Below are 19,470 nucleotides of genomic sequence, written 5' to 3'. Positions count from 1 at the left end.
CGGTAGACGTGGGCGAAAGCAAGGGCGTCAGGACCGTTCCGGGGGTACCGTTTGCCTCCGTTTCTGCCCCACCGCCTCCCGGAGGGAACGGAGAAAGGGGACGGCCTTCGACCGAAGGAGCTCCCTGTCGCTGCCGCAGGGCTCGAGGAGGGAGATAAGGGCGCTGCCCACCACTACGCCGTCCGCCGCCTCGGCGGCCAGGGCCGCCTTTTCGGGGCTGCCCACGCCGAATCCCAGGGCCAGAGGGAGGGACGTGTGGGATCGGATTCTGTCGATGTACTCCTTCGGGGAGCCTCCCGTCGTTCCGCTTTCCCCTGTGACGCCCAGGCGGGAGACGCAGTAGAGAAACCCGGACGCCCTTTCGGCGATGCCCTTCAGGCGTTCCGCAGGGGTGTTGGGGGTGACCATGAGGATGAAGTCCACCCCTCGTTCCCTGAGGAGGGAAGCGAGATGCTCTCCCTGGTGGAAGGGCAGGTCGGGGATGATGACCCCCGATACTCCCGCCCCGGCGGCATCGGCGGCGAACTTCTCAGGGCCGTAGGCGAGGACGGAGTTCATGTACCCCATGAGCACCCGTGGGGCGGATATTTCGTCCCGAAGGTCCTTCAGCATGCCGAGGATCTTCTTCAGGGTGGCGCCTCCCGCGAGGGCCCTCTGGGCAGCCTGCTGGATCACGGGGCCGTCCGCAAGGGGGTCGGAAAAGGGGATGCCCACTTCCAGCACGTCCGCACCTTCTGTGTCCAGGAGCTTCAGCAGGAACGCCGTGGTCTCGAGATCCGGATCTCCGGCGGAAATATAGGTAACGAGCGCTTTTTTGCCTTCGAAGGCCGAGCTGAGGGTTTTCATGACCTTTCCTCCTTTTGCGGCAGGGACAGGATGGTGTCCATGTCTTTGTCTCCCCGTCCGGACAGGTTCACCATGACAATGTGGTCTTTCGGCAGGTTTCCCGCGGTGCGGTAGACGTGGGCGAGGGCGTGGGCGCTTTCCAGGGCCGGGATGATCCCCTCCAGCCTGCATGTCCGAAGAAAGGCGTCTACCGCCTCGTCGTCGGTGGCGGAGACGTAGGTCGCCCGTCCTGTTTCGGCGAGATGGCTGTGCTCGGGGCCCACGCCGGGGTAGTCGAGTCCGGCGGAGATGGAATGGGCCGGCTGGATCTGGCCGTCTCCGTCATAGAGTACGTAAGAGTAGGAACCGTGGAGCACTCCGGGCTTTCCTGCCGAGAGGGTCGCGGCGTGGAACCCGGAGTCCAGGCCCTTCCCGGCGGCCTCCACACCCACCAGGGCCACTTCGGGATGTTCCACGAAGGCATGGAAGATGCCCATGGCGTTGCTTCCGCCCCCCACGCATGCCACCACCTGGTCGGGAAGGCGTCCTTCCTTTTCGAGGATCTGGGCCTTCGCTTCCTGCCCTATGATCTTCTGGAAGTCCCGCACCATGAGGGGGTAGGGATGGGGGCCCATGACGGAGCCTATGACGTAGAAGGAGTCTTCCACGTTGGCGACCCAGTCGCGGATGGCCTCGTTCACGGCGTCCTTGAGGGTCCTTGTTCCCGAGGTGACGGACACCACCTTCGAGCCGAGCAGGTCCATCCTGGCCACGTTGGGGGCCTGGCGGCGCACGTCCTCCTCGCCCATGTAGACTACGCATTCCAGGCCGAAGAGGGCCGCGGCTGTGGCGGTGGCCACGCCGTGCATTCCCGCTCCCGTCTCGGCGATGATGCGCTTCTTGCCCATCCGCCGGGCGAGGAGCACCTGCCCAAGGGCGTTGTTGATCTTGTGGGCCCCTGTGTGGTTCAGATCCTCCCGCTTGAGGTACACCTTCGCTCCTCCGCATTTCTCGGTGATGCGGGGAGCGAAATACAGGGGCGAGGGCCTGCCCACGTAGTCCCGCAGCAGGGGAGCCATTTCATCGGAGAAGGACGGGTCCTCCCGGCTCGCGAGATAGGCATCCTCCAGTTCGTCCAGGGCGGGGACGAGGGTTTCGGGAACATACTGCCCCCCGAAGGGGCCGAAGTACATGGATGTTTTCACTGGTGATCTCTCCTTTCGGAACGGTCGAACTGCTTGACGGCGGCCAGGGCGGCGGCCATTTTTTCCCTGTCTTTCACTCCCGGGGCGGACTCCACCCCGCTGTTCAGGTCCACGCCGAAGGGTCTGACGGTTCCCAGGGCGAGGGGGAGGTTCTCCGGGCCGAGGCCCCCGGCGAGGAGAAAGGGTCTGGCGAAGGTCTTCCCCGCCAGGAGGGAGTGGGCGAAAGGCTCTCCTGAAGTAAGCGTTTTCTTTCTGCTGTCCAGGAGAAAGAGCCCGGCATGGCCGTACCTTCCCGTTTTCTCCAGGTCTTCTCCGGTTTCCACGGAAAAGGCCTTGATGGTCCCGAGGGTCCTCCCCGAGAGCAGCGAAGGGTCCTCGGAACCGTGGAACTGGATGGTGTCAAAAGCGCCGTAGCGCTCCACCTCGAGTACCTCGCCGGGCTCGGGGTCCATCATCACGGCCACCCGGCAGACCGGGGGAGGGACCGCCGACGCCAGCTCCGCCGCTGCTTCCGGGGAAAGCCGCCGGGGGCTTCCCGGAACAAGGATGAAGCCCACAGCCGAGGCGCCGAGTTCGACGGCCCTTTCCACGTCCTCTCTCCGGGTCAGTCCGCAGATCTTCACGAAGGTCATGCTGCCCGCACGCTCCTTTTCTTCCGGAAAGCCCGGATGAGCCCGGACGGGTCGCCCGACCTCATGAGGGTCTCCCCCACCAGGACGGCATCTGCCCCTGTGTCGGCCAGGAAAGCTGCGTCCTCCTCGGTGCGCACGCCGCTTTCGGAGACGATGATCCTGCCGCCGGTCTGCTCCCGCTGCCGGTAGATTCCCATGAGGCGCTCCGTGGTACGGAGGTCCACGGTGAAGTTGTCGAGGTTCCTGTTGTTGATGCCGATGATCTCCGCTTCCGTGTCCAGAACGGACCTGAGTTCCTCGTCGGTGTGGACTTCCGCGATAACCTCCATGCCCAGGGAATACGCCAGGGACAGAAGTTCCTCCAAGCGCTTCCTCTCCAGGGCGGCGGCGATAAGCAGCAGCGCGTCGGCGCCGAGGAAGAGGCTTTCGTAGACCTGAACCTCCGTGAGAATGAAGTCTTTCCTGAGGAGGGGAAGGACCGTCCTGGGCCGGAGAGACCTGAAATCGTCGGCGCTGCCCCCGAAGAAGGACTGGTCGGTGAGGATGGAGACGGCGTCGGCCCCGCCCTGCTCGTAGAGCCGGAGCTGCTTCAGGGGATCCACCGACCCGTTGATGACCCCCTTGCTGGGGGAAGCCCGCTTGATCTCGCCGATGACCGAGAGCCCCCCGCGCCGAAGAGCTTCCGACATCCGCCGCGACGGCCTCGTCATCTCCGCTGTTTCCTCGAGCTTCTGCTTCAGTATACGGTCCAGTATCATGGCGCCTTCCTCCTTTCAGGCGGACCGGCGGACCGGTTCCGCAAAGGCCCTGACCTTCTCCAGCACAGATGCCGCCCTGCCGGAGTCGATGCTCTCCGCCGCGAGGGCGGTTCCTTCTTTCCAGCTCTTCGCCTGCCCCGCCGCGAGGAAGACCGCCGCTGCGTTGAAGACCGCTGCGTCCCTGGGGGCGCCGCGTTTTCCGGCCAGTACGTTCTCGATGATGGCGGCGTTTTCGGGGGCGGATCCCCCGGCGAGTTCTTCGTTCCCCCGCAGGGGCAGACCCCCGTCGGCGGGGGAGACCGACTCCTCCCGGATGCCTTCAGCGGAGAAGAAAACCACCCGGTTCGGCCCGGCAAGGGACAGTTCGTCAACCCCACCGTGCCCGGATATCACCATGCCGTGCCGCCCCAGGGACCGGAGGACCTCGGCGGCCAGGGGAAGGAGAGCGGCGTCGAAGACCCCCATGACCTGATGGGTGAGGGGGGCAGGGTTGATCAGGGGCCCGAGGATGTTGAACAGGGTCCGCACACCGAGGCTTTTCCTTATATCCGCTACGTTCCCCATCACGGGATGGAAGTGAGGGGCGAAGAGAAGGACCAGTCCAGCCCCGTCCAGGCATGCCGCCGCCCGTTCCGGAGAGGATGGAAGGGGCGCTCCCAGGGCCTCGGCCACGTCGGCGCTTCCGCACCTGCTGGAGACAGACCGGTTCCCGTGCTTCGCCATGGGGATTCCTCCTCCGGCCGCCACGAAGGCCGCCGCAGTGGAGATGTTGAATGTCCCCGCGCAGTCTCCCCCCGTGCCGCAGTTGTCGGCCAGGAGCCCGGGCCGGGCGGGGATAACCCTTGCCTTCCGCAGGAGTACCCGCGCCGCTCCCCCGATCTCGGCTGGGGTTTCTCCCCGGGCCCGGAGGGCCGCAAGAAAGGCCGCCACCTGGACGGGAGGCACGGCTCCCTCCATGATCAGCTCCATGGCCTCCTCCATTTCAGCGTTCCCGAGACGGTGTTTTTCCATAACCCGTGAAAGATACTGTGCGAACATGATGCTCCCTCCTTCGTATAAAAAAGGCGGGGGAGAGAAACCTGTCCGGCTCCTCTCCCCCGCCTGGGGTACAAAAAAGGGCCGTGAAAGAAGATCCCTTGTGGGACCTGCCTCCACGGCCGTAAAGTGCGCGCTTTTTATTGGTTCGCGAGCTTTATGGTCACCGGCGGCAGGCTATTTGGCCTGCCACCACCAGTTTTGGCTGAGTTTGTTCCGTATCATGACAACTGCCTCCCTGAAACGAATTGGAGAGAAGATACCACAGCCCTGCCCGGTCTGTCAACAGAAAAATTTCAACCTGAATCCGCGGTCTCCGGTGACGCTCCCTGCTGCCTGCGGATTCAGGCCAAACGTGCCCTTTATTTCATCTTCTTTCAGCCCTATAATATTAAATATTTTTGACACGAGCCGAGAGGAGTGGATGCCATGCCCTTGGAGGTGAACATTTCCCGCCTTATGAGCCGCCTCGAAACCCTGAGCGGATTTAACGCCGCCCCCGGAAGGGGGATAACACGGTTTTCCTATTCCCCGGAAGACCGGGAAGCACGAAATTACCTGGAAAAACTGTTCTCCACCATGGGCCTGAAAGTGGCTGTGGACGGAGCGGGCAACATGCGGGCGCGCCTGGAGGGATCAGACCCAAATGCACCCGCCGTTTTATCCGGCTCCCATATCGACACCGTCCTCCACGGGGGGAAATACGACGGCGCGGTGGGAACCCTGGGGGCCATTGAGGCGGTCCGGTCCATTCTGGAGAGCGGTCTCCCCCGCCGCCATCCTCTCGAGGTAGCGGTCTTCGCGGAAGAGGAAGGGTCCAACTTCGGCTCCACCCTCGCCGGAAGCAAGGCCCTTACGGGGAAATACAGCCTCGGGGACCTGGAAAAACTCAGGAACCCGGAGGGAAAGTCCATGGCGGACATGCTCCGGGAAGGGGGATACACCCCCGAAACCCTGAAAGACTCTCTCCTCCGGCCAAAAGAGGTCAAGGCCATGGTGGAGCTGCACGTCGAGCAGAGCGTGGTGCTCGAATCAAAGGGAATTCCCCTGGGGATCGTGGAGGCGGTGGCGGGGATCAGGGCCCTGGAAATTCGGCTGAAGGGAACCCCCAACCATGCAGGGGCCACACCCATGACGCTCCGGCAGGATCCCCTGGTGACCGCGGGCCGCCTCATCTCCCACATCGAAGTCCTGGGCCGGGGGTCGGGAACGGGGTCCACTACGGCGACTGTGGGAAAAATCACGTGCTTCCCCAACGTATCCAACATCATCCCCGGAGAGGTGCGTTTTTCCGTGGACATCCGGGACGTGGACATGGGAGGAATGGAATCCGTTCTCCGGGGCATCTCGACGGCGGGTCCTGCCTTCGCTGGGTCGGCAGGCCTTTCGTTCGAGATGCTCTTGGTTTCGGAATCCGACCCAGTGACCCTGGACCGCGGAATCGTCTCCCTGATGAAGGAATGCGCCGAAAAACGGGGGCTGCCCGCGATGGCCATGAACAGCGGCGCCGTTCACGATGCCTGCATGTTCGCCCCCTTGGTTCCCACGGGGATGATCTTCATCCCGAGCAAGGGGGGCAGGAGCCACGTACCGGAGGAATACAGCAGCCCCGAAGACATCGAAAAGGGGGCCTCGCTTCTGGCGGACGTGCTGTACGAACTCTCGAAATGAAAGGAGGCGGGAGGAAGGACATACCCGAACACAGCGGTCAAACGGGAGAAAGAGCGGAAAAAGACTGTTCATTGAGAGGAAAGAGAGGTGTCTTGCGTGGACGAAGTGTTGAAAGTGGCGAATTCCACCGGTGTATGGCTCACGGCAGCTCCCATAGTCATCATCGCCCTTATCCAGGTGCTTCTGTACTATCGGCAGATCTACCATGCCGCCGACGCGGTGAACCTGACCCGGGAACAACTTTCCCAGGCATTCCGCACCGGAATGGTGACGTCCATAGGCCCCGTAGTGGCCATCTTCATCATCATGGTGGGGCTTATGTCGGTGATCGGCGCACCCATGGCCTGGATGCGGCTCTCCGTCATAGGCTCCGCCCCTACGGAACTGACGGCGGCAACCCTTGGCGCGGATGCCATGGGAGTGAAATTCGGAGGGGAAGGCTACACCCTCCAGGTGATGGCGGTCTCCTGGTGGACCATGGCCATCAACGGGGTGGGCTGGCTCCTGTTAGTGGGGCTCTTCGCCCACAAGCTCGAGGACGTCCGGGAAAAGGTGGGCGGCGGCGACACAAAATGGCTGGGCATCCTTTCCACGGCGGCCATGATCGGGGTGTTCGGCTACCTGAACAGCCGGAACCTCATGGTCATCAGCGGCCCCTTCGTGGCGGCCATAACGGGAGCGGTTTCCATGATCATCCTGCTGCACGTGGCGAAAAAAATGCCGAAGATCAAGGAGTACACCCTCGGTATAGCCATGCTCATCGGCATGTTCGCCGCCATGCTTTATTAGGGAAGGAGAGGTGACTGAAATGGCAGCGGAACAGATTAACGAGCAGAAGTACCGCGAGGTTTGGACCACGCCGGTCATCCGGCTGGGCATAAGCACCATGCTCCTGGCCTGCGTGCTGAGCTTTATCCCCCTCATCTACCTCTACATGGTCCACGGCATCCTGCCGCCCTTCTCCGCCTCGCTCACCGCATGGGGCCTTGTGGCGTCGGTATTCGGCGCCTTCTACATCGTGGAGCCCATCTCCTACTACCCCATCCTCGGCTTGGCAGGGACCTACATCTCCTTCCTCAGCGGAAACATTTCCAATCTCCGGCTTCCCTGCTCCGCCATGGCCCAGGAAGTGGTGGGCGTGGAAGAAGGCACCAAGCAAGCGGAGATCATCGGCACCATGGGCATCATCGGCTCGGTGGTGGTGAACCTCGTCGGGGTAACCCTGGCGGCCTTTGTGGGAGCATGGCTCATCGGCATCTTCCCGGCCTTCGTGGCCGATGCCTTCCGGAAATTCACCGCCCCGGCCATCTTCGGGGCCGTGTTCGGCCAGTTCGCCATGAGGCAGCCCAAGCTGGCCCCCTTCGCCCTGGTCATCCCGCTCTCCCTGCTTTACTTCAAAGCACCCATCTGGCTGGTTATCCTCGCGTCGGTGTTCGGCACCATCGCCATTTCCCGGATATTCTACAAGGCAAAGATCATTCACTGATTCTTCTCCTGAGCCGGGGGCCCTTCGGGGTCCCCGTTTCTTTACCTTTCTTTACCCTCCCCGCAGATTCACGGAAAAAAACTGCGCCGAATACGGATCGTCCATCGCCGAAAGAAGGTTAAAATAAGGGCGAACAGACGAACAAAGGGGAGAGAATCCTATGGACAAAAGAAATTTCGCTCCCGTATTTCTTGTATTCCTGGCAGTGTTCATTTTCTCAGGAACCCTTTTCGCTGAAGAAAGAGCGATCTCTCTCGAAGAATGCCTCGCCCTGGCCGAGGCGAATCACCCTGCTCTCGATGAGGCCAGGGCGGCCCTCGCCGGCCAGCAGGCGAAGCTGGGTCAGGTCCGGGCGGGCAACGCCCTTAAGGGAAATCTTTCGGCCTCGGGCTCGAGAGATTCCGGAAGCGACGGTTCCTACTCCACGTCCTTCTCGGTGAGCAAGCTGATTTCCGATTCAGGCAAAAACGCCCTGGAGCGGAAAAGCCAGGAGGTCTCGGTGGACGCCGCATCCGAGTCGCAGCGGGAAACCGTGCTCTCCGTGCGCACCGGCGTCAAGGAGGCCTATTACGGACTCCTCCTCGCCATAAGCAAGCGTGGTCAGGCAGCGTCGGCTGTCAGGAACTACCAGCGGCACCTCGACAGGGCCAAGGGCTTCTACGAGGCCGGCGCCAAGGCCCGTTTCGACGTCACCAAGGCCGAGGTGGACCTGAGCAACGCCAAAATTGATCTGGTCTCGGCGGAATCCTCCCTTGAAACAGCCAGGGCAGCCCTTTCGAGAGCCGTGGGCGTTCCCCTGGACAATGTCCGCCCCGTGTCGGATTTTCTTTCCCCGCGGGACATCCCCGGAGAAGCCTTCGCCCTGGAACAGGCCCTGGAGAACCGGCCCGACATCCGGTCCGCCCGGCTGAAGAGGGAGGCGGGACAACTGGGCATCTCCATCGCCGCAAAGGGCGACGCCGCCACCATATCGGTCACAGGCTCCGCCAGACTTTCAGGCACGGGCCTTCCTCCCGACGACAGTTTCGGCGCGGGGATCACCATCTCTGTTCCCGTCTTCAACGGGGGACTGACGGAGTATAAAATCGCCGAGGCACGGGCCTCCTCGGACGGCCTGGAGGCTTCCCTGAAAAAGCTGGAGCAGACCGTCCGGTATGAGGTCCGGTCCGCCCTCCTCTCCGTCCGGGAGGCGGAGGCCCGCATTCCCGCCGCCGAACTGCTCGTCCGCCAGGCCCAGGAAAACCTTACCCTCGCCGAGGGACGGTACGAAATGGGCGTGGGGAATGTCCTCGAGGTGGCCGATGCCCTTCTCTCCTTCAATTCGGCAGCCGTGAGCCGCTTCCAGGCCCTTCACGACTACAGTACGTCCCTGGCATTCCTGGAGAAAACCCTCGGAGGTGAATTCGAATGAAAAAAGTCTTCGTCCTTCTGTTCTTCATCGTCGCCGGCTTCGCCTACCTGAGATTCTCCCATTCTGCCGGGCCCCGGTACATTTTCCGCACCGTTCCTCTGGAATCAGGGAACATAACGTCCACGGTGACCGCCACGGGCAAGCTGGGCGCCGTCACCGTGGTGGAAGTGGGAACCCAGGTTTCAGGTACCCTCAAGGAGATCTACGCCGACTTCAACCAGCACGTGAAGAAGGGAGAGCTCATCGCCCTCATCGATCCTGATGTGCTCAGGGCAAAACTCGAAGAAGTGAAGGCCAACCTCGCGATGGCCAGGGCTTCCGTCGCCAGGGCGCAGGCAAACGTGGCGGACAGCGACCGCAATCTCAAGAGAAACAGAGAACTGTGGAACCGGCAGCTGATAGCAAGAAGCGAACTCGATGCCGCAGAGACGACCCACCTGGCCAACAGGGCGAGCCTCCAGGAGGCCCAGGCCAGGGTCCTCCAGGTCCAGGCGTCCCTCCGGCAGGCGGAGACGAATCTGGACTACACCAGAATCCTTTCCCCCGAGGACGGAGTGGTCATCTCCCGGGAGGTCAATGTGGGCCAGACCGTGGCCGCCAGTCTCTCGGCACCCACTCTCTTTACCATCGCCAAGGACCTGTCAGATATGCAGATCGAGACGTCGGTGGACGAGGCGGACATCGCCCGGGTGAAGGAAGGGCAGGAGGTGGAGTTCACCGTGGACGCCTACGGCGGAACCACCTTCACCGGAAAGGTGAGGCAGGTGCGCATTTCCCCTGCCACATCGGACAACGTAGTGACCTACCCGGTCATCATCTCCGTTGCCAACCCGGACCTGAAGCTCAAGCCGGGGATGACCGCCAACGTGTCCATCGTCACTGACCGCCGGAAGGACGTCCTGAAGGTTCCCATGGCTGCCCTGAGGTTCTCCCCTCCCCCGGAGGATGCCGCTCAGCAGACTACTGCGGCCCCATCGTCCCCCTTCAGTCCCTCCATGCCCCGACGCCGTCCGGGAGGAGCGGGCGGAGGCGCCGGCCTGGGCAACGGCAACACCGGAAGGACCGGGACGGTTTCCGTGGTATGGACCGTCAGCGGCGATGTCCTGGGGGACAGGGTGCAGTTCCGGGCAGGCATCAGCGACGGATCCTTCGTGGAAGTGATCGACTCCCGGGAGCTGAAGGAAGGCGATCTTCTGGCGGTCTCCTACTCGGAGCAGCCGAAGGAATCCCTGTGGGGGAAGATCTTCAAATGAGCCTCATTGCCGTGCAGAACATCGTGAAAATCTACCGCACCGGCGATGTGGAGCTCCGGGCCCTGGACGGGGTCACCTTCTCGGTGGAGCAGGGAGAGTTCGTTTCCATCATGGGGCACTCCGGCTCGGGAAAGTCCACCATGATGAACATCCTGGGCTGCCTGGACGTACCTGACGAAGGTTCCTACTCGCTCGACGGCAGCGATGTGGAATCCCTGCCGAAGGACGCCCTCGCCGGAATACGGAACAGGAAGATCGGCTTCGTCTTCCAGGGATTCAACCTCCTTCCCCGGGCCACTGCCCTGGAAAACGTTGAACTGCCCCTCATCTACTCCGGCGTGCCGGGAAAAGTCCGGAAGGAGAGAAGCCGGGCAGCCCTGGAACGGGTCGGCCTTGCAGACCGGATGGGGCACCGGCCCAGCCAGATGTCCGGCGGCCAGCAGCAGCGGGTGGCCATAGCCCGGGCCCTGGTGGGGGAAACGCCTCTCATCCTGGCGGACGAACCCACGGGCAACCTGGACACCAAAACCAGCGAGGAGATCATGAATCTTTTCGTGGAACTGAACCGGGAGGGCAAGACCATCATCCTGGTCACCCACGAACCCGACATCGCCGAGTACAGTTCCCGTACCATCAGGTTCCGGGACGGCAGGCTCACCGACGACGAAAGGAGGGCTCCCCGTGCTTGAAACACTTCGCACCGCCCTGCGTTCCCTGCTTTCCAACAAGATACGGTCGGCCCTCACCATGCTGGGCATCATCATCGGCGTCGCAGCGGTGATCACCATGGTGGCCATCGGCGCCGGGGCCAGCCGGAACATCCAGCAGTACATCTCAGGCGTGGGCAGCAACATCCTCATTATCATGCCCGGGGCCTCCACTGCCGGGGGCGTCCGCCAGCAGGCAGGGTCAGCCTCTACCCTCACGGTGCAGGACGCCGAGGCCCTTGAAAAGGAAACCTTCGCCCTCCGGGGCGTGGCCCCTGAAATCTACAGCAGGACCCAGCTTGTCTACGGCAACATGAACTGGTCCACCATGATCACCGGCAGCACCCCCTCCATCTTCGACATCAGGGAATGGCGCATCGCCGAGGGCCGTTTCTTCATCGACGGCGAGGCCCGGAGCGGCGCCAAGGTGGTTGTCCTCGGCTCCACGGTGGCGAAGAACCTCTTCGGCGAGGCGGACCCCGTGGGGAATACCATCCGCATCCGGAACGTCCCCATGGAGGTGGTGGGCGTCCTCGCCCCCAAGGGGCAGACCCCCTGGGGGCAGGACCAGGACGATACTGCCTTCGTTCCCTTCCGGACGGCCAAGCTCAGGCTTTTCCGCCGGACGGCGGCCAACTCCGTCCAGAGAATCACTGCGGCCGCCGTGGACGGCAATTCCGTGGCCGAGGCCGAGCGGGAGATCAAGGCCATACTCCGGCAGCGGCACCGCCTCTCCGAACGGGATCCGGACGATTTCGACGTGCGAAATATGGCGGAGATGCTCGACGCGGCGGCCCAGTCCACCAAAGTCATGTCCCTTCTCCTTGGGGCGGTGGCCTCCGTCTCCCTCCTCGTCGGAGGCATCGGCATCATGAACATCATGCTGGTTTCCGTGACGGAACGCACCAGGGAGATCGGCATCCGCATGGCCATCGGCGCCCGGGGATCGGACATCCGCACCCAGTTCCTCATGGAGGCCTTGCTCCTCTCCGTGGCGGGAGGAATCATCGGCATCGTGCTCGGGACATCCGCCTCGAAGATCATCACGGGATTTCTCGGCTGGGCCACCGTCGTCTCCACCGGGTCCATCGTGATGGCCTTCGGCTTTTCCGTCTTCGTGGGCATCTTCTTCGGCTTCTACCCCGCCTGGAAGGCTTCCCTCCTCAACCCCATAGAGGCCCTGCGGTACGAGTAAAAAAAGCTCCCTTCGAAGAGAAGGGAGCTTTTTCTCGACTTTGCCGGTTTCTGCGAGCCGACCATCGCAAACACCGGATTCTTCTTTTTCGCTAGTCACTACAACGGATTTTCCCATTTCAAAACATAATACTCTGTACCGATGAATCTTTCCGGTTCATGCCGTGCCGGTCAAATTCGCTCCGGCAGCGGGAGGAATCCGTCACCCGGTTCTCTTGCGCTCGAAGGTCTCCGGCGTAAGAACAGCCCCGACCAGCCCCGCCGCGGAAACCGCCAGGGGCAGAAGAAGGCTGTGCCGCCAGGCATCCACTGGGCCAAGCGCCGCAGCGCCGTCAAGAGCCCTGCCCATGGAGGATGTCAGCACCGCCACCGCAAGGAAGGCAACTGTGTTCATCACGGCGATGGACAGGCCCGTATGTTCCGGGGGGTTCAGTTCCTTCGCCACGGACCACGGAATAACCAGCGCTCCGGCGAAGAAACCGATGCCTCCGAGAAGGGCGGCAAGGCCGAGCCGTGGAAAGGGGTTGGGGAGAAAGACAAGGAGACCCCACAGGAAGCAGTGGGCGAGGGCAAAGAGGCAGAGAGGCTTCTTTCTGCTCCCCCACCGGTCCGAGAGTTTCCCGGCGGCTACGGCGCCTGCCATGACTCCTCCTGCCATGAGGGTCATGAGAGGCGCACCGTCAATCAGGTGAACGGCCCTCAGGTAGGAAATCCCCCATGTACCGGACAGGGCCAGGAAACATGCCTGGTTCGCGAGGTAGTTGAGAGTCACGGAATACATACCCGCCGAGGAGAATACCCCTCTGAGACCTTCCCCAAGCGTGGGGAAGGAAAAGGGGCGCCGTCCGCCCCGGGGGAGGACCAGGAAGCAGAGCAGGGAGAGCAGAAGGGAAACGACGCCGAGCAGGACGAAGGACCATCTCCAGGTCAGGGCGGCCACGAGCAGGGCAAGTGGCGCCTGGGCCGTCATTCCTCCCGCGTTGCCGATGAGGGACGTGATCCCCGAAAGGGTGGCGAAGCGCTCCCCTTCGAAGTTGTCCGCCAAGAACTTCATGGTGCAGACGAAAGCCCCCGCCACACCGGCCCCCATGAGGATTCTCCCTGCGAAGAGAAGGGAGAGGCTCCCCGCCGAGGCGAAGAGGATGGCTCCTGCTCCCGCCGTGGCCATCCCCCAGCCCACCGTGAGCCTGGGACCGGCGGAATCCGCCAGGATGCCCACAGGTACCTGCATCAGGGTATAGGCATAGAAAACCATGGAGGACATGAGGCCGAAGGCTCCGGCGGTCAGCCCGAATTCTCTCCCGAGAGGGGCTGCGAGCACCCCGGCGGAGAGGCGGAGAACATAGGCCATGTGAAAACACGCCGCCAGAAGCAGCCATCCCATCCGTCGCGCCAAAAACCTTCCCCCTTTCCCTGTTAATTTCAGGAACTCTATTCTAGAATATTTTCGGGAAAAGGGATACCTCGGAATATTCGGCCTTCAAAGGAGACCTCAGCCATGGCAGGAAAAGGGAAAAAGGAGCGCATTTCAGTGGAGGCGGATGCTTCCCCTCTCGGAATTTCCCTGGGGGCCCTTCTGGGAAAGAACACCCCGCCGAAGGAAGCCCCTCCGGGAAAGACACGCCCCGAAGCACCCGTTTCCTCCGGGGAAGGAAAACTGCCCGGGCGGGCCGTCCTTTCCAGGGAGACAAAGGGACGGGGAGGCAAGACCGTCACCCGGATTTCCTTTCGGGACGGGTCTCCGCCGGACACAGCGGCGCTTTTGAGGAGTCTCCGCGCGGCCTTGGGCTGCGGAGGAACCGTGGAGGGAAACGACATTCTGCTCCAGGGAGACCAGACGGTACGGGCAGGCGAGTGGTTCGCCGCCCGCAGGGTGAAGGTCACCCGCGGACAGTGACCCCTCCAGGAAAATTTGGTCCCGACAGGCCTTCCCCCTCCTGTGAGGGCATGGCTGCCCGCACGGAGAGCACCGATATCCTATAGTCCGCACTATGGGATCTCCATTGACATTTCGTACACCTCTCGTGCCCTGGAGAACGTTATCCGCGACGCGCATGACGGGAGCTTATCGTTAAGGTCTCGCTTCCGCTGAAACAGCCTGGGGAACTTCATCGGGACAACCTAAGAAACGGTGAATCGGTATTGCCTTTTTATAAGGAGGATTCCATGACCAAACTTCCACCCCTTTTCACGTCAGGCAACGAGGCCATCGCCGAAGGGGCGATTGCGGCGGGAGCCTCGTTTTACGCCGGATACCCCATCACCCCGTCGTCCGAAATCGCCGAAACAGCCGCCAGGCGGCTTCCTGAGACAGGGGGGATGTACGTCCAGATGGAGGACGAACTGTCGAGCATGGCGGCCATCGTGGGGGCGTCCGTCTCCGGGGCGAGGGCCTTCACCGCCACCAGCGGCCCTGGCTTTTCCCTGATGCAGGAGAACCTCGGCATGGCCGTCATGGGGGAGATCCCCTGCGTGGTGGTGAACGTCCAGCGGTCGGGCCCCTCCACCGGCATGGCCACGAAGCCCGCCCAGGGGGACGTGATGCAGGCCCGGTGGGGAACCCACGGGGACCACGGCATCATCACCCTTGCCCCTTCGTCGGTGCAGGACTGCTACGACTTCACGATTCGGGCCTTCTCCCTGGCCGACCGGTTCCGTACCCCGGTGATCCTGCTTGCCGACGCCGCGGTGGCGAAGCTGAAGGAAAACGTCCGCTTCCGCCCGCCGGAGCCCGAAGAAGCAGCCCAGCGCCCCCTCCCGGACTGTCCGCCCGAAGAGTACCGGCCCTTCGCCGTGGACCCGGAGGAGAAGGTCATCACTCCCCTTCCTCCCTTCGGGAGCGACTACATCTTCCGCATCACCGGCTCCATGCACGACGAAACGGGAGGGCAGGGAGCCTCCCCGGCGAACGCCGACAGGGTGATCCGCCATCTTGCGGGCAAGATCGAGAAAAACAGGGACGCCATCGTCCGGGTCAGGCGCTTCTTCCTCGACGATGCTGAATGGGCCGTCATCGCCTTCGGCTGCTCCGCCAGGTCCGCCCGGGCCGCCGTGAGGGAGGCCCGGAGACAGGGTATTCCCGCGGGACTCCTGGAACTCACCACCCTCTGGCCCTTCCCGGACGACGAAGTACGGGACGTGCTCTCACGGGTCAGGGGCGCCGCGGTGCCGGAGTTGAACCTTGGCCAGGCCGCAGGGGAAGTCCGGCGGCTCAACGATTTCGGCATTCCTGTCAGGGGGATCAGCCGGGTGGACGGCACCCTCATCCCCCCGGGGGATATTCTTTCCGCCATCAAGGAGGCCAGGTCATGACGGCCCGGAACTACAGGGAATACCTCGCGGAAAACCGGCTGCCCACCATCTGGTGCCCCGGGTGCGGCAACGGCATCGTCCTGAAGGCCGTCGCCGGGGCCTTTGCCGACCTCGGGCTGGACCGGAGGAAGACCGCCGCCGTCTCGGGCATCGGGTGCTGGGGATGGGCGGACGACTACCTCGCGGTGAATGCCTTCCACGGGACCCACGGACGGGCCCTCGCCTTCGCCACGGGGATCAAGCTCGCCAACCCGGAACTCACCGTGGTGGTCCTCATGGGCGACGGCGACGGCGCCACCATCGGGGGCAACCACCTGATCCACGCCGCAAGGAGGAACGTGGACCTCACGGCGGTGGTAGTGAACAACTACAACTACGGCATGACGGGAGGACAGTACTCGGGCACCACGCCCCGGGGAAGCATTACCTCCACATCGCCCCTGGGCCACGTGGAGGACCCTTTCGACCTCTGCGCCCTTGCGGCCGCGGCGGGGGCCTCCTTCGTCGCCCGGGGATCGGTGTGCGGTGGAGAAAACCTCCGGGACCTCATACGCCGGGGCCTGGAGCACAGGGGGTTCTCCTTCGTGGAGGCCGCCTCCGTCTGCCCGACCCATTTCGGCCGAAAGAACGGCCGCCGGACCCCGGCCGAGGCCTTCCGGTGGCTTCGGGACCATTCCGTATCCCGGGAAAGGGCCGCCGGACTGTCCGAAGAGGAGCTCCGCGGCAAGCAGATTCTCGGCTTTTTCGCCGATCGGCAGTCCGAGGATTACGGAACCAGGTACCGGAAAGCGGCTGAACACTTTCGGGGAGAGGGGGAATCGTCATGAACGGAAGAACGGAGATCGTGCTTTCGGGCGTGGGGGGCCAGGGGCTGGTCACCATCGGTGGCATCCTCGGGGAGGCGGCGGTGCTGGAGGGGCGGAACGCCTGCCTCTCGTCCTCCTACGGAACGGAAGCCCGGGGCACCTTCACGAAATCGGACGTGATCATCAGCGATGACGAGATAGACTTCATCGAGGCGGAAGAGCCGGGAACGGTCCTCTGCCTCGCCCAGGCGGCCTACGACCGGTACAGCCCCGTCCTCGGCCCTGAGGCGGTTCTGGTCTACGACAGCGACACGGTGACCCCGTCGGGAAAGGGTGCAGCCCGGGAAAAAGGCTATTCCATCTCGTCCCTCGCTGAACCGGGGATGGCCAACCTGGCGGCCCTGGGGCTCGTGGTCGCCCTGTCAGGCGCGGTCCGGGAGGAGTCGGCGGCGTCGGTGCTCAGGAAGAAGACGGTCTCGTCGTCTCCCCTCCGGAAGGGAAGCGAAGAGGCTTTCCGGAAGGGCTTCGCGGCAGCTTCGCTCTAGACAAAAACAACCGGCAGCTTTCAGTGGGAAGGAAGGAATCAGCTCCCCTTCTCCCTGCCGTGAATGGGGATGCACTGACCGCAGAAGGAGCATTCCCCCCCGCGGGAATGCTCCTTTCCGCTTTGCTCAGGATGACACCCCGGCTTTCCCCTCAGGACGGCGGCAAACGCAGGATCACGACAGGCTCATCCGGGGCTGTGCAGCGCACAGGATCTCCCGGCGGAAGGTCCCGCCGCAGAAGCGCCCCACCAGTTCTTCCAGTTCGCCGCAGATCGCTTCCACTTCGCTTTTCTCCACGGGAGGCAGACCGTCCACGTTGAACTCGACGGACTTCGTCTCCGGAAGGGTGAGGGTATGGTTCGCCTGGCGCCAGCTCCAGCGCCTCGTAAGCACCTTGTTCCCCTCGGCGAAGATGAACTCGCCTGGGAATGGATGCTCTTCCTCCGTCTCGCCGAAGGGGACGAACACTTCTTCCCCCGTGGCCGACCGGAGAGCGATGTCCTCCGTCACATCGTCCAGAGAGTGGCCCCCCGTGGGGACGAGATGGCGCAGGGACAGCACGTTACCGATATCCACCAGGGCGTTGATGGAGGGAAGTGCCTGCCCCTTTGCGACCCGCCGGGCCATGGCCTCGATGGAAGACCGGAATTCAGCGGGCTTCACGCCCGTTTTCCGGAAAGCCTCACGCCAGGACGCGATTCGGGGATGTTCCGCCGGGTTGCCCGTCCCGAGGATTTCCCTCAGGGACGCCTCGGCCTCCCGCAGCAGGGCGACCAGTTCGTCGGGGGAAGGGCCGTTCCGCACGTCCCGGGCCACGACCACCCCCCGGACATAGTCCGGGAAGGCAGAGAACACTTCGTCCGCTATGGTGTAAAAAATTTCTTTCATAAAAAGCCTTCCTCCTATCTGTCTGAATTGAGGGGCTTGGGGTGAACGTCGTCCGGGATGGCGCAGCGGTAGCCGGCGCCGTCCAGCCGGCGCCGGAGCTCCTCCTTCGCCCGTTCGATCAGGGACGGGTCGTCCAGGAGATCGGCTGCCGCAGCCGCCAGCACCTTGCCCGCGTGGAGCATCCCCTTGTGGGAGAGGGAGACCCCTCCCGCCGAGGTGACCTGCCAGGAATGACCTGGAGTGTGGTTCGGCCAGGCGGCCACCCAGACCTGCCCCGTGGGAACGTTCCAGCTCACGTCCCCCACGTCGGTGGAACCGGGGAGGACGAATTCGCTCTGCCCGTAGGGAAGGACCTCGTCGGCCAGGGGACGCTCCCGGAGCCGGCGGGCGGCTTCCTTCCCCGCCTTTCCGCCGGGGGCGGAATACTGGTCGAGGTCCTGGCTCCGCTCCGACGGGGCGATCCCTTCGAAGATCTTCCGGGCGAACTCCCGGTCCTCCTCAGAATAGGCCGGCACCCCGAGCTCGGTGAAATTCCTGTAGAGGACTTCTTCGAGGACATTGTTCTGAACCACGTTGGCGCAGGCCTTGATGAAGACGATCTCCAGTTCCGTCCCCGTCATGAGGGCTGCGCCTCCGGCGATGTTGTTCACCCGTTCGTAAATTTCCTGCACCTGGGGCGTCCGGGGAGCCCGCAGAAGGTAGAGCACTTCCGCCTTCGGCTGGACCACGTTGGGAGAAAACCCGCCGGAGTCGGTGATGGCGTAGTGCATCCGGGCCTCGGGCAGCACGTGCTCCCGGAGGTAGTTCACCCCGATGTTCATGAGCTCCACCGCGTCCAGGGCGCTCCGTCCGAGATGGGGGCAGGCCGCCGCGTGGGCGCTCACTCCCCGGAAACGGTAGGCTACCTGGAAGTTCGCCAGGGAGCTGAAGGGAAAGACGGCGTTCACCGACCCGGGATGCCACGTCAGGGCGGCATCCACGTCGTCGAAGACGCCTGCCCTGGCCATGAAGGCCTTTCCCGAGCCGCCCTCCTCGCCGGGGCAGCCGTAGTAGCGGACTGTGCCCCTCTTTCCCGAGGCTTTCAGGTAGTCCCGGAAGGCCGCCGCCGCCGCCAGCGCTCCGGCGCCGAGGTTGTTGTGGCCGCAGCCGTGGCCGTTGCCTCCCGGAACGAGGGGGTCCTTTTCCGTGGCCCCGTCCCGCTGGCTGAGCCCGGAGAGGGCATCGTACTCGCCGAGGAAGGCGATCACGGGGCTTCCCCGCCCCCAGGAACCGCAGAAGGCCGTCTCCAGCCCCGCCACAGGGCGCTCCACGGCGAACCCTTCCGCCTCCAGGGCTTCGCACAGGGCATCCGCCGACTTGAACTCGACGAAGGCAGTCTCGGCGTATTCCCATACCTTCCTGTCCACGGCGATGAAAAAGTTTCGTTTTTCTTCGATGACCCTTCCGAGATCCTCTTTTCGCATCATGTCCTCCTTAGGTACGGGTCTTTTTGAGCAACGCTTCTCTTTTGTAAACTTCTTCACTCCTATGGTATCATCCACCGTAAGCGGACACCAGTCCGCAGAGACGAAGGAGATGATGTCCGTGTTCGACGTAAAGAAGAAGGCACAGGAAATGAGCGACCGGATCATCCAGTGGAGGCGCGCTCTCCACGCCACCCCGGAAATAGGCTTCAACACCCCCGTTACTGAGAAATTCATCGTCGACGAACTCGAAAAAATGGGCGTGGACGAGATCCGCCA

General features: G+C 63.3%; 19 protein-coding genes. 11 read left to right on the top strand and 8 right to left on the bottom strand.

Annotated elements, in window-relative coordinates; all coding sequences use genetic code 11:
- Nucleotides 1-27 precede the first annotated feature (27 nt).
- From trpA to trpD, 5 genes are read right to left on the bottom strand one after another with little or no spacing between them, the layout of a single operon-like run.
- Complete coding sequence (gene trpA / locus JMJ95_RS00485; protein WP_290681067.1) at nucleotides 28-846, bottom strand: tryptophan synthase subunit alpha; 819 nt, start codon at nucleotides 844-846, stop codon at nucleotides 28-30.
- Nucleotides 843-2,018, bottom strand: a complete 1,176-nt coding sequence (trpB, locus tag JMJ95_RS00480) for a tryptophan synthase subunit beta (protein ID WP_290681070.1) — start codon at nucleotides 2,016-2,018, stop codon at nucleotides 843-845. Before trpB ends, trpA begins: the two co-directional genes overlap by 4 nt.
- Before the next feature lie 8 nt (nucleotides 2,019-2,026).
- Nucleotides 2,027-2,662, bottom strand: coding sequence for a phosphoribosylanthranilate isomerase (locus JMJ95_RS00475; protein ID WP_290681064.1), 636 nt, complete (start codon nucleotides 2,660-2,662; stop codon nucleotides 2,027-2,029).
- Nucleotides 2,659-3,420: an indole-3-glycerol phosphate synthase TrpC gene (trpC, locus tag JMJ95_RS00470; protein ID WP_290681061.1), complete on the bottom strand. Its 762-nt coding sequence runs from the start codon at nucleotides 3,418-3,420 to the stop codon at nucleotides 2,659-2,661. Before trpC ends, JMJ95_RS00475 begins: the two co-directional genes overlap by 4 nt.
- Before the next feature lie 15 nt (nucleotides 3,421-3,435).
- Nucleotides 3,436-4,458, bottom strand: coding sequence for an anthranilate phosphoribosyltransferase (trpD, locus tag JMJ95_RS00465; protein ID WP_290681058.1), 1,023 nt, complete (start codon nucleotides 4,456-4,458; stop codon nucleotides 3,436-3,438).
- A 426-nt stretch (nucleotides 4,459-4,884) separates the two neighbouring features.
- Between trpD and JMJ95_RS00460 the strand changes: the two genes are divergently transcribed.
- From JMJ95_RS00460 to JMJ95_RS00430, 7 genes are all read left to right on the top strand, one after another.
- On the top strand, nucleotides 4,885-6,126 hold the full coding sequence (locus tag JMJ95_RS00460; RefSeq protein ID WP_290681055.1) for a Zn-dependent hydrolase: 1,242 nt from the start codon (nucleotides 4,885-4,887) through the stop codon (nucleotides 6,124-6,126).
- A 96-nt stretch (nucleotides 6,127-6,222) separates the two neighbouring features.
- Nucleotides 6,223-6,915, top strand: a complete 693-nt coding sequence (locus JMJ95_RS00455; protein ID WP_290681053.1) for a DUF5058 family protein — start codon at nucleotides 6,223-6,225, stop codon at nucleotides 6,913-6,915.
- Between the two features lie 19 nt (nucleotides 6,916-6,934).
- Nucleotides 6,935-7,612 (top strand): hypothetical protein, encoded by a 678-nt coding sequence (locus JMJ95_RS00450; RefSeq protein WP_290681050.1) that lies wholly within the window; start codon nucleotides 6,935-6,937, stop codon nucleotides 7,610-7,612.
- Nucleotides 7,613-7,772: 160 nt separating this feature from the next.
- Entirely contained in the window at nucleotides 7,773-9,023 is a 1,251-nt protein-coding gene (locus JMJ95_RS00445) for a TolC family protein (protein WP_290681047.1), read from the top strand.
- Complete coding sequence (locus JMJ95_RS00440) at nucleotides 9,020-10,276, top strand: efflux RND transporter periplasmic adaptor subunit (protein ID WP_290681043.1); 1,257 nt, start codon at nucleotides 9,020-9,022, stop codon at nucleotides 10,274-10,276. Before JMJ95_RS00445 ends, JMJ95_RS00440 begins: the two co-directional genes overlap by 4 nt.
- Nucleotides 10,273-10,965, top strand: coding sequence for an ABC transporter ATP-binding protein (locus JMJ95_RS00435; RefSeq protein WP_290681042.1), 693 nt, complete (start codon nucleotides 10,273-10,275; stop codon nucleotides 10,963-10,965). Before JMJ95_RS00440 ends, JMJ95_RS00435 begins: the two co-directional genes overlap by 4 nt.
- Nucleotides 10,958-12,178, top strand: a complete 1,221-nt coding sequence (locus JMJ95_RS00430; RefSeq protein ID WP_290681039.1) for an ABC transporter permease — start codon at nucleotides 10,958-10,960, stop codon at nucleotides 12,176-12,178. The genes JMJ95_RS00435 and JMJ95_RS00430 overlap by 8 nt, the downstream gene beginning before the upstream one ends.
- 201 nt (nucleotides 12,179-12,379) lie before the next feature.
- Here JMJ95_RS00430 and JMJ95_RS00425 read toward each other — a convergent pair whose 3' ends face one another.
- Complete coding sequence (locus tag JMJ95_RS00425) at nucleotides 12,380-13,573, bottom strand: MFS transporter (RefSeq protein WP_290681037.1); 1,194 nt, start codon at nucleotides 13,571-13,573, stop codon at nucleotides 12,380-12,382.
- A gap of 102 nt (nucleotides 13,574-13,675) precedes the next feature.
- On the opposite strand from JMJ95_RS00425, the gene JMJ95_RS00420 reads away from it, so the two are divergent.
- The 4 genes from JMJ95_RS00420 to JMJ95_RS00405 all read left to right on the top strand — a co-directional run bounded on the left by JMJ95_RS00420 (nucleotide 13,676) and on the right by JMJ95_RS00405 (nucleotide 16,840).
- Nucleotides 13,676-14,074: a translation initiation factor gene (locus JMJ95_RS00420; protein WP_290681034.1), complete on the top strand. Its 399-nt coding sequence runs from the start codon at nucleotides 13,676-13,678 to the stop codon at nucleotides 14,072-14,074.
- Nucleotides 14,075-14,343: 269 nt separating this feature from the next.
- Nucleotides 14,344-15,489, top strand: a complete 1,146-nt coding sequence (locus tag JMJ95_RS00415; RefSeq protein ID WP_290681031.1) for a 2-oxoacid:acceptor oxidoreductase subunit alpha — start codon at nucleotides 14,344-14,346, stop codon at nucleotides 15,487-15,489.
- Nucleotides 15,486-16,316 (top strand): thiamine pyrophosphate-dependent enzyme, encoded by an 831-nt coding sequence (locus JMJ95_RS00410; protein ID WP_290681029.1) that lies wholly within the window; start codon nucleotides 15,486-15,488, stop codon nucleotides 16,314-16,316. The genes JMJ95_RS00415 and JMJ95_RS00410 overlap by 4 nt, the downstream gene beginning before the upstream one ends.
- The gene (locus tag JMJ95_RS00405; RefSeq protein WP_290681026.1) at nucleotides 16,313-16,840 is read left to right on the top strand and encodes a 2-oxoacid:acceptor oxidoreductase family protein; all 528 of its coding nucleotides are present in this window, start codon (nucleotides 16,313-16,315) and stop codon (nucleotides 16,838-16,840) included. The genes JMJ95_RS00410 and JMJ95_RS00405 overlap by 4 nt, the downstream gene beginning before the upstream one ends.
- 174 nt (nucleotides 16,841-17,014) lie before the next feature.
- Here JMJ95_RS00405 and JMJ95_RS00400 read toward each other — a convergent pair whose 3' ends face one another.
- Together JMJ95_RS00400 and JMJ95_RS00395 are read right to left on the bottom strand one after the other, a co-directional pair.
- Nucleotides 17,015-17,728 (bottom strand): phenylalanine--tRNA ligase beta subunit-related protein, encoded by a 714-nt coding sequence (locus tag JMJ95_RS00400; RefSeq protein ID WP_290681022.1) that lies wholly within the window; start codon nucleotides 17,726-17,728, stop codon nucleotides 17,015-17,017.
- A 14-nt stretch (nucleotides 17,729-17,742) separates the two neighbouring features.
- Complete coding sequence (locus tag JMJ95_RS00395) at nucleotides 17,743-19,194, bottom strand: amidohydrolase (RefSeq protein ID WP_290681019.1); 1,452 nt, start codon at nucleotides 19,192-19,194, stop codon at nucleotides 17,743-17,745.
- Nucleotides 19,195-19,470 lie beyond the last annotated feature (276 nt).

It is taken from the genome of Aminivibrio sp., assembly GCF_016756745.1.
In the GTDB taxonomy this organism is placed as follows: domain Bacteria; phylum Synergistota; class Synergistia; order Synergistales; family Aminobacteriaceae; genus Aminivibrio.
Note: the sequence above shows the minus strand (reverse complement) of the source record. Positions and strands in the feature narration are given on the sequence as shown.

Bases quoted from the DNA above. Each gene is read 5' to 3' on its own strand.
- trpA (WP_290681067.1), bottom strand. From the start codon at position 846: ATGAAAACCCTCAGCTCGGCCTTCGAAGGCAAAAAAGCGCTCGTTACC.
- trpB (WP_290681070.1), bottom strand. From the start codon at position 2,018: ATGTACTTCGGCCCCTTCGGGGGGCAGTATGTTCCCGAAACCCTCGTC.
- JMJ95_RS00475 (WP_290681064.1), bottom strand. From the start codon at position 2,662: ATGACCTTCGTGAAGATCTGCGGACTGACCCGGAGAGAGGACGTGGAA.
- trpC (WP_290681061.1), bottom strand. From the start codon at position 3,420: ATGATACTGGACCGTATACTGAAGCAGAAGCTCGAGGAAACAGCGGAG.
- trpD (WP_290681058.1), bottom strand. From the start codon at position 4,458: ATGTTCGCACAGTATCTTTCACGGGTTATGGAAAAACACCGTCTCGGG.
- JMJ95_RS00460 (WP_290681055.1), top strand. From the start codon at position 4,885: ATGCCCTTGGAGGTGAACATTTCCCGCCTTATGAGCCGCCTCGAAACC.
- JMJ95_RS00450 (WP_290681050.1), top strand. From the start codon at position 6,935: ATGGCAGCGGAACAGATTAACGAGCAGAAGTACCGCGAGGTTTGGACC.
- JMJ95_RS00445 (WP_290681047.1), top strand. From the start codon at position 7,773: ATGGACAAAAGAAATTTCGCTCCCGTATTTCTTGTATTCCTGGCAGTG.
- JMJ95_RS00440 (WP_290681043.1), top strand. From the start codon at position 9,020: ATGAAAAAAGTCTTCGTCCTTCTGTTCTTCATCGTCGCCGGCTTCGCC.
- JMJ95_RS00435 (WP_290681042.1), top strand. From the start codon at position 10,273: ATGAGCCTCATTGCCGTGCAGAACATCGTGAAAATCTACCGCACCGGC.
- JMJ95_RS00420 (WP_290681034.1), top strand. From the start codon at position 13,676: ATGGCAGGAAAAGGGAAAAAGGAGCGCATTTCAGTGGAGGCGGATGCT.
- JMJ95_RS00415 (WP_290681031.1), top strand. From the start codon at position 14,344: ATGACCAAACTTCCACCCCTTTTCACGTCAGGCAACGAGGCCATCGCC.
- JMJ95_RS00410 (WP_290681029.1), top strand. From the start codon at position 15,486: ATGACGGCCCGGAACTACAGGGAATACCTCGCGGAAAACCGGCTGCCC.
- JMJ95_RS00405 (WP_290681026.1), top strand. From the start codon at position 16,313: ATGAACGGAAGAACGGAGATCGTGCTTTCGGGCGTGGGGGGCCAGGGG.
- JMJ95_RS00400 (WP_290681022.1), bottom strand. From the start codon at position 17,728: ATGAAAGAAATTTTTTACACCATAGCGGACGAAGTGTTCTCTGCCTTC.
- JMJ95_RS00395 (WP_290681019.1), bottom strand. From the start codon at position 19,194: ATGATGCGAAAAGAGGATCTCGGAAGGGTCATCGAAGAAAAACGAAAC.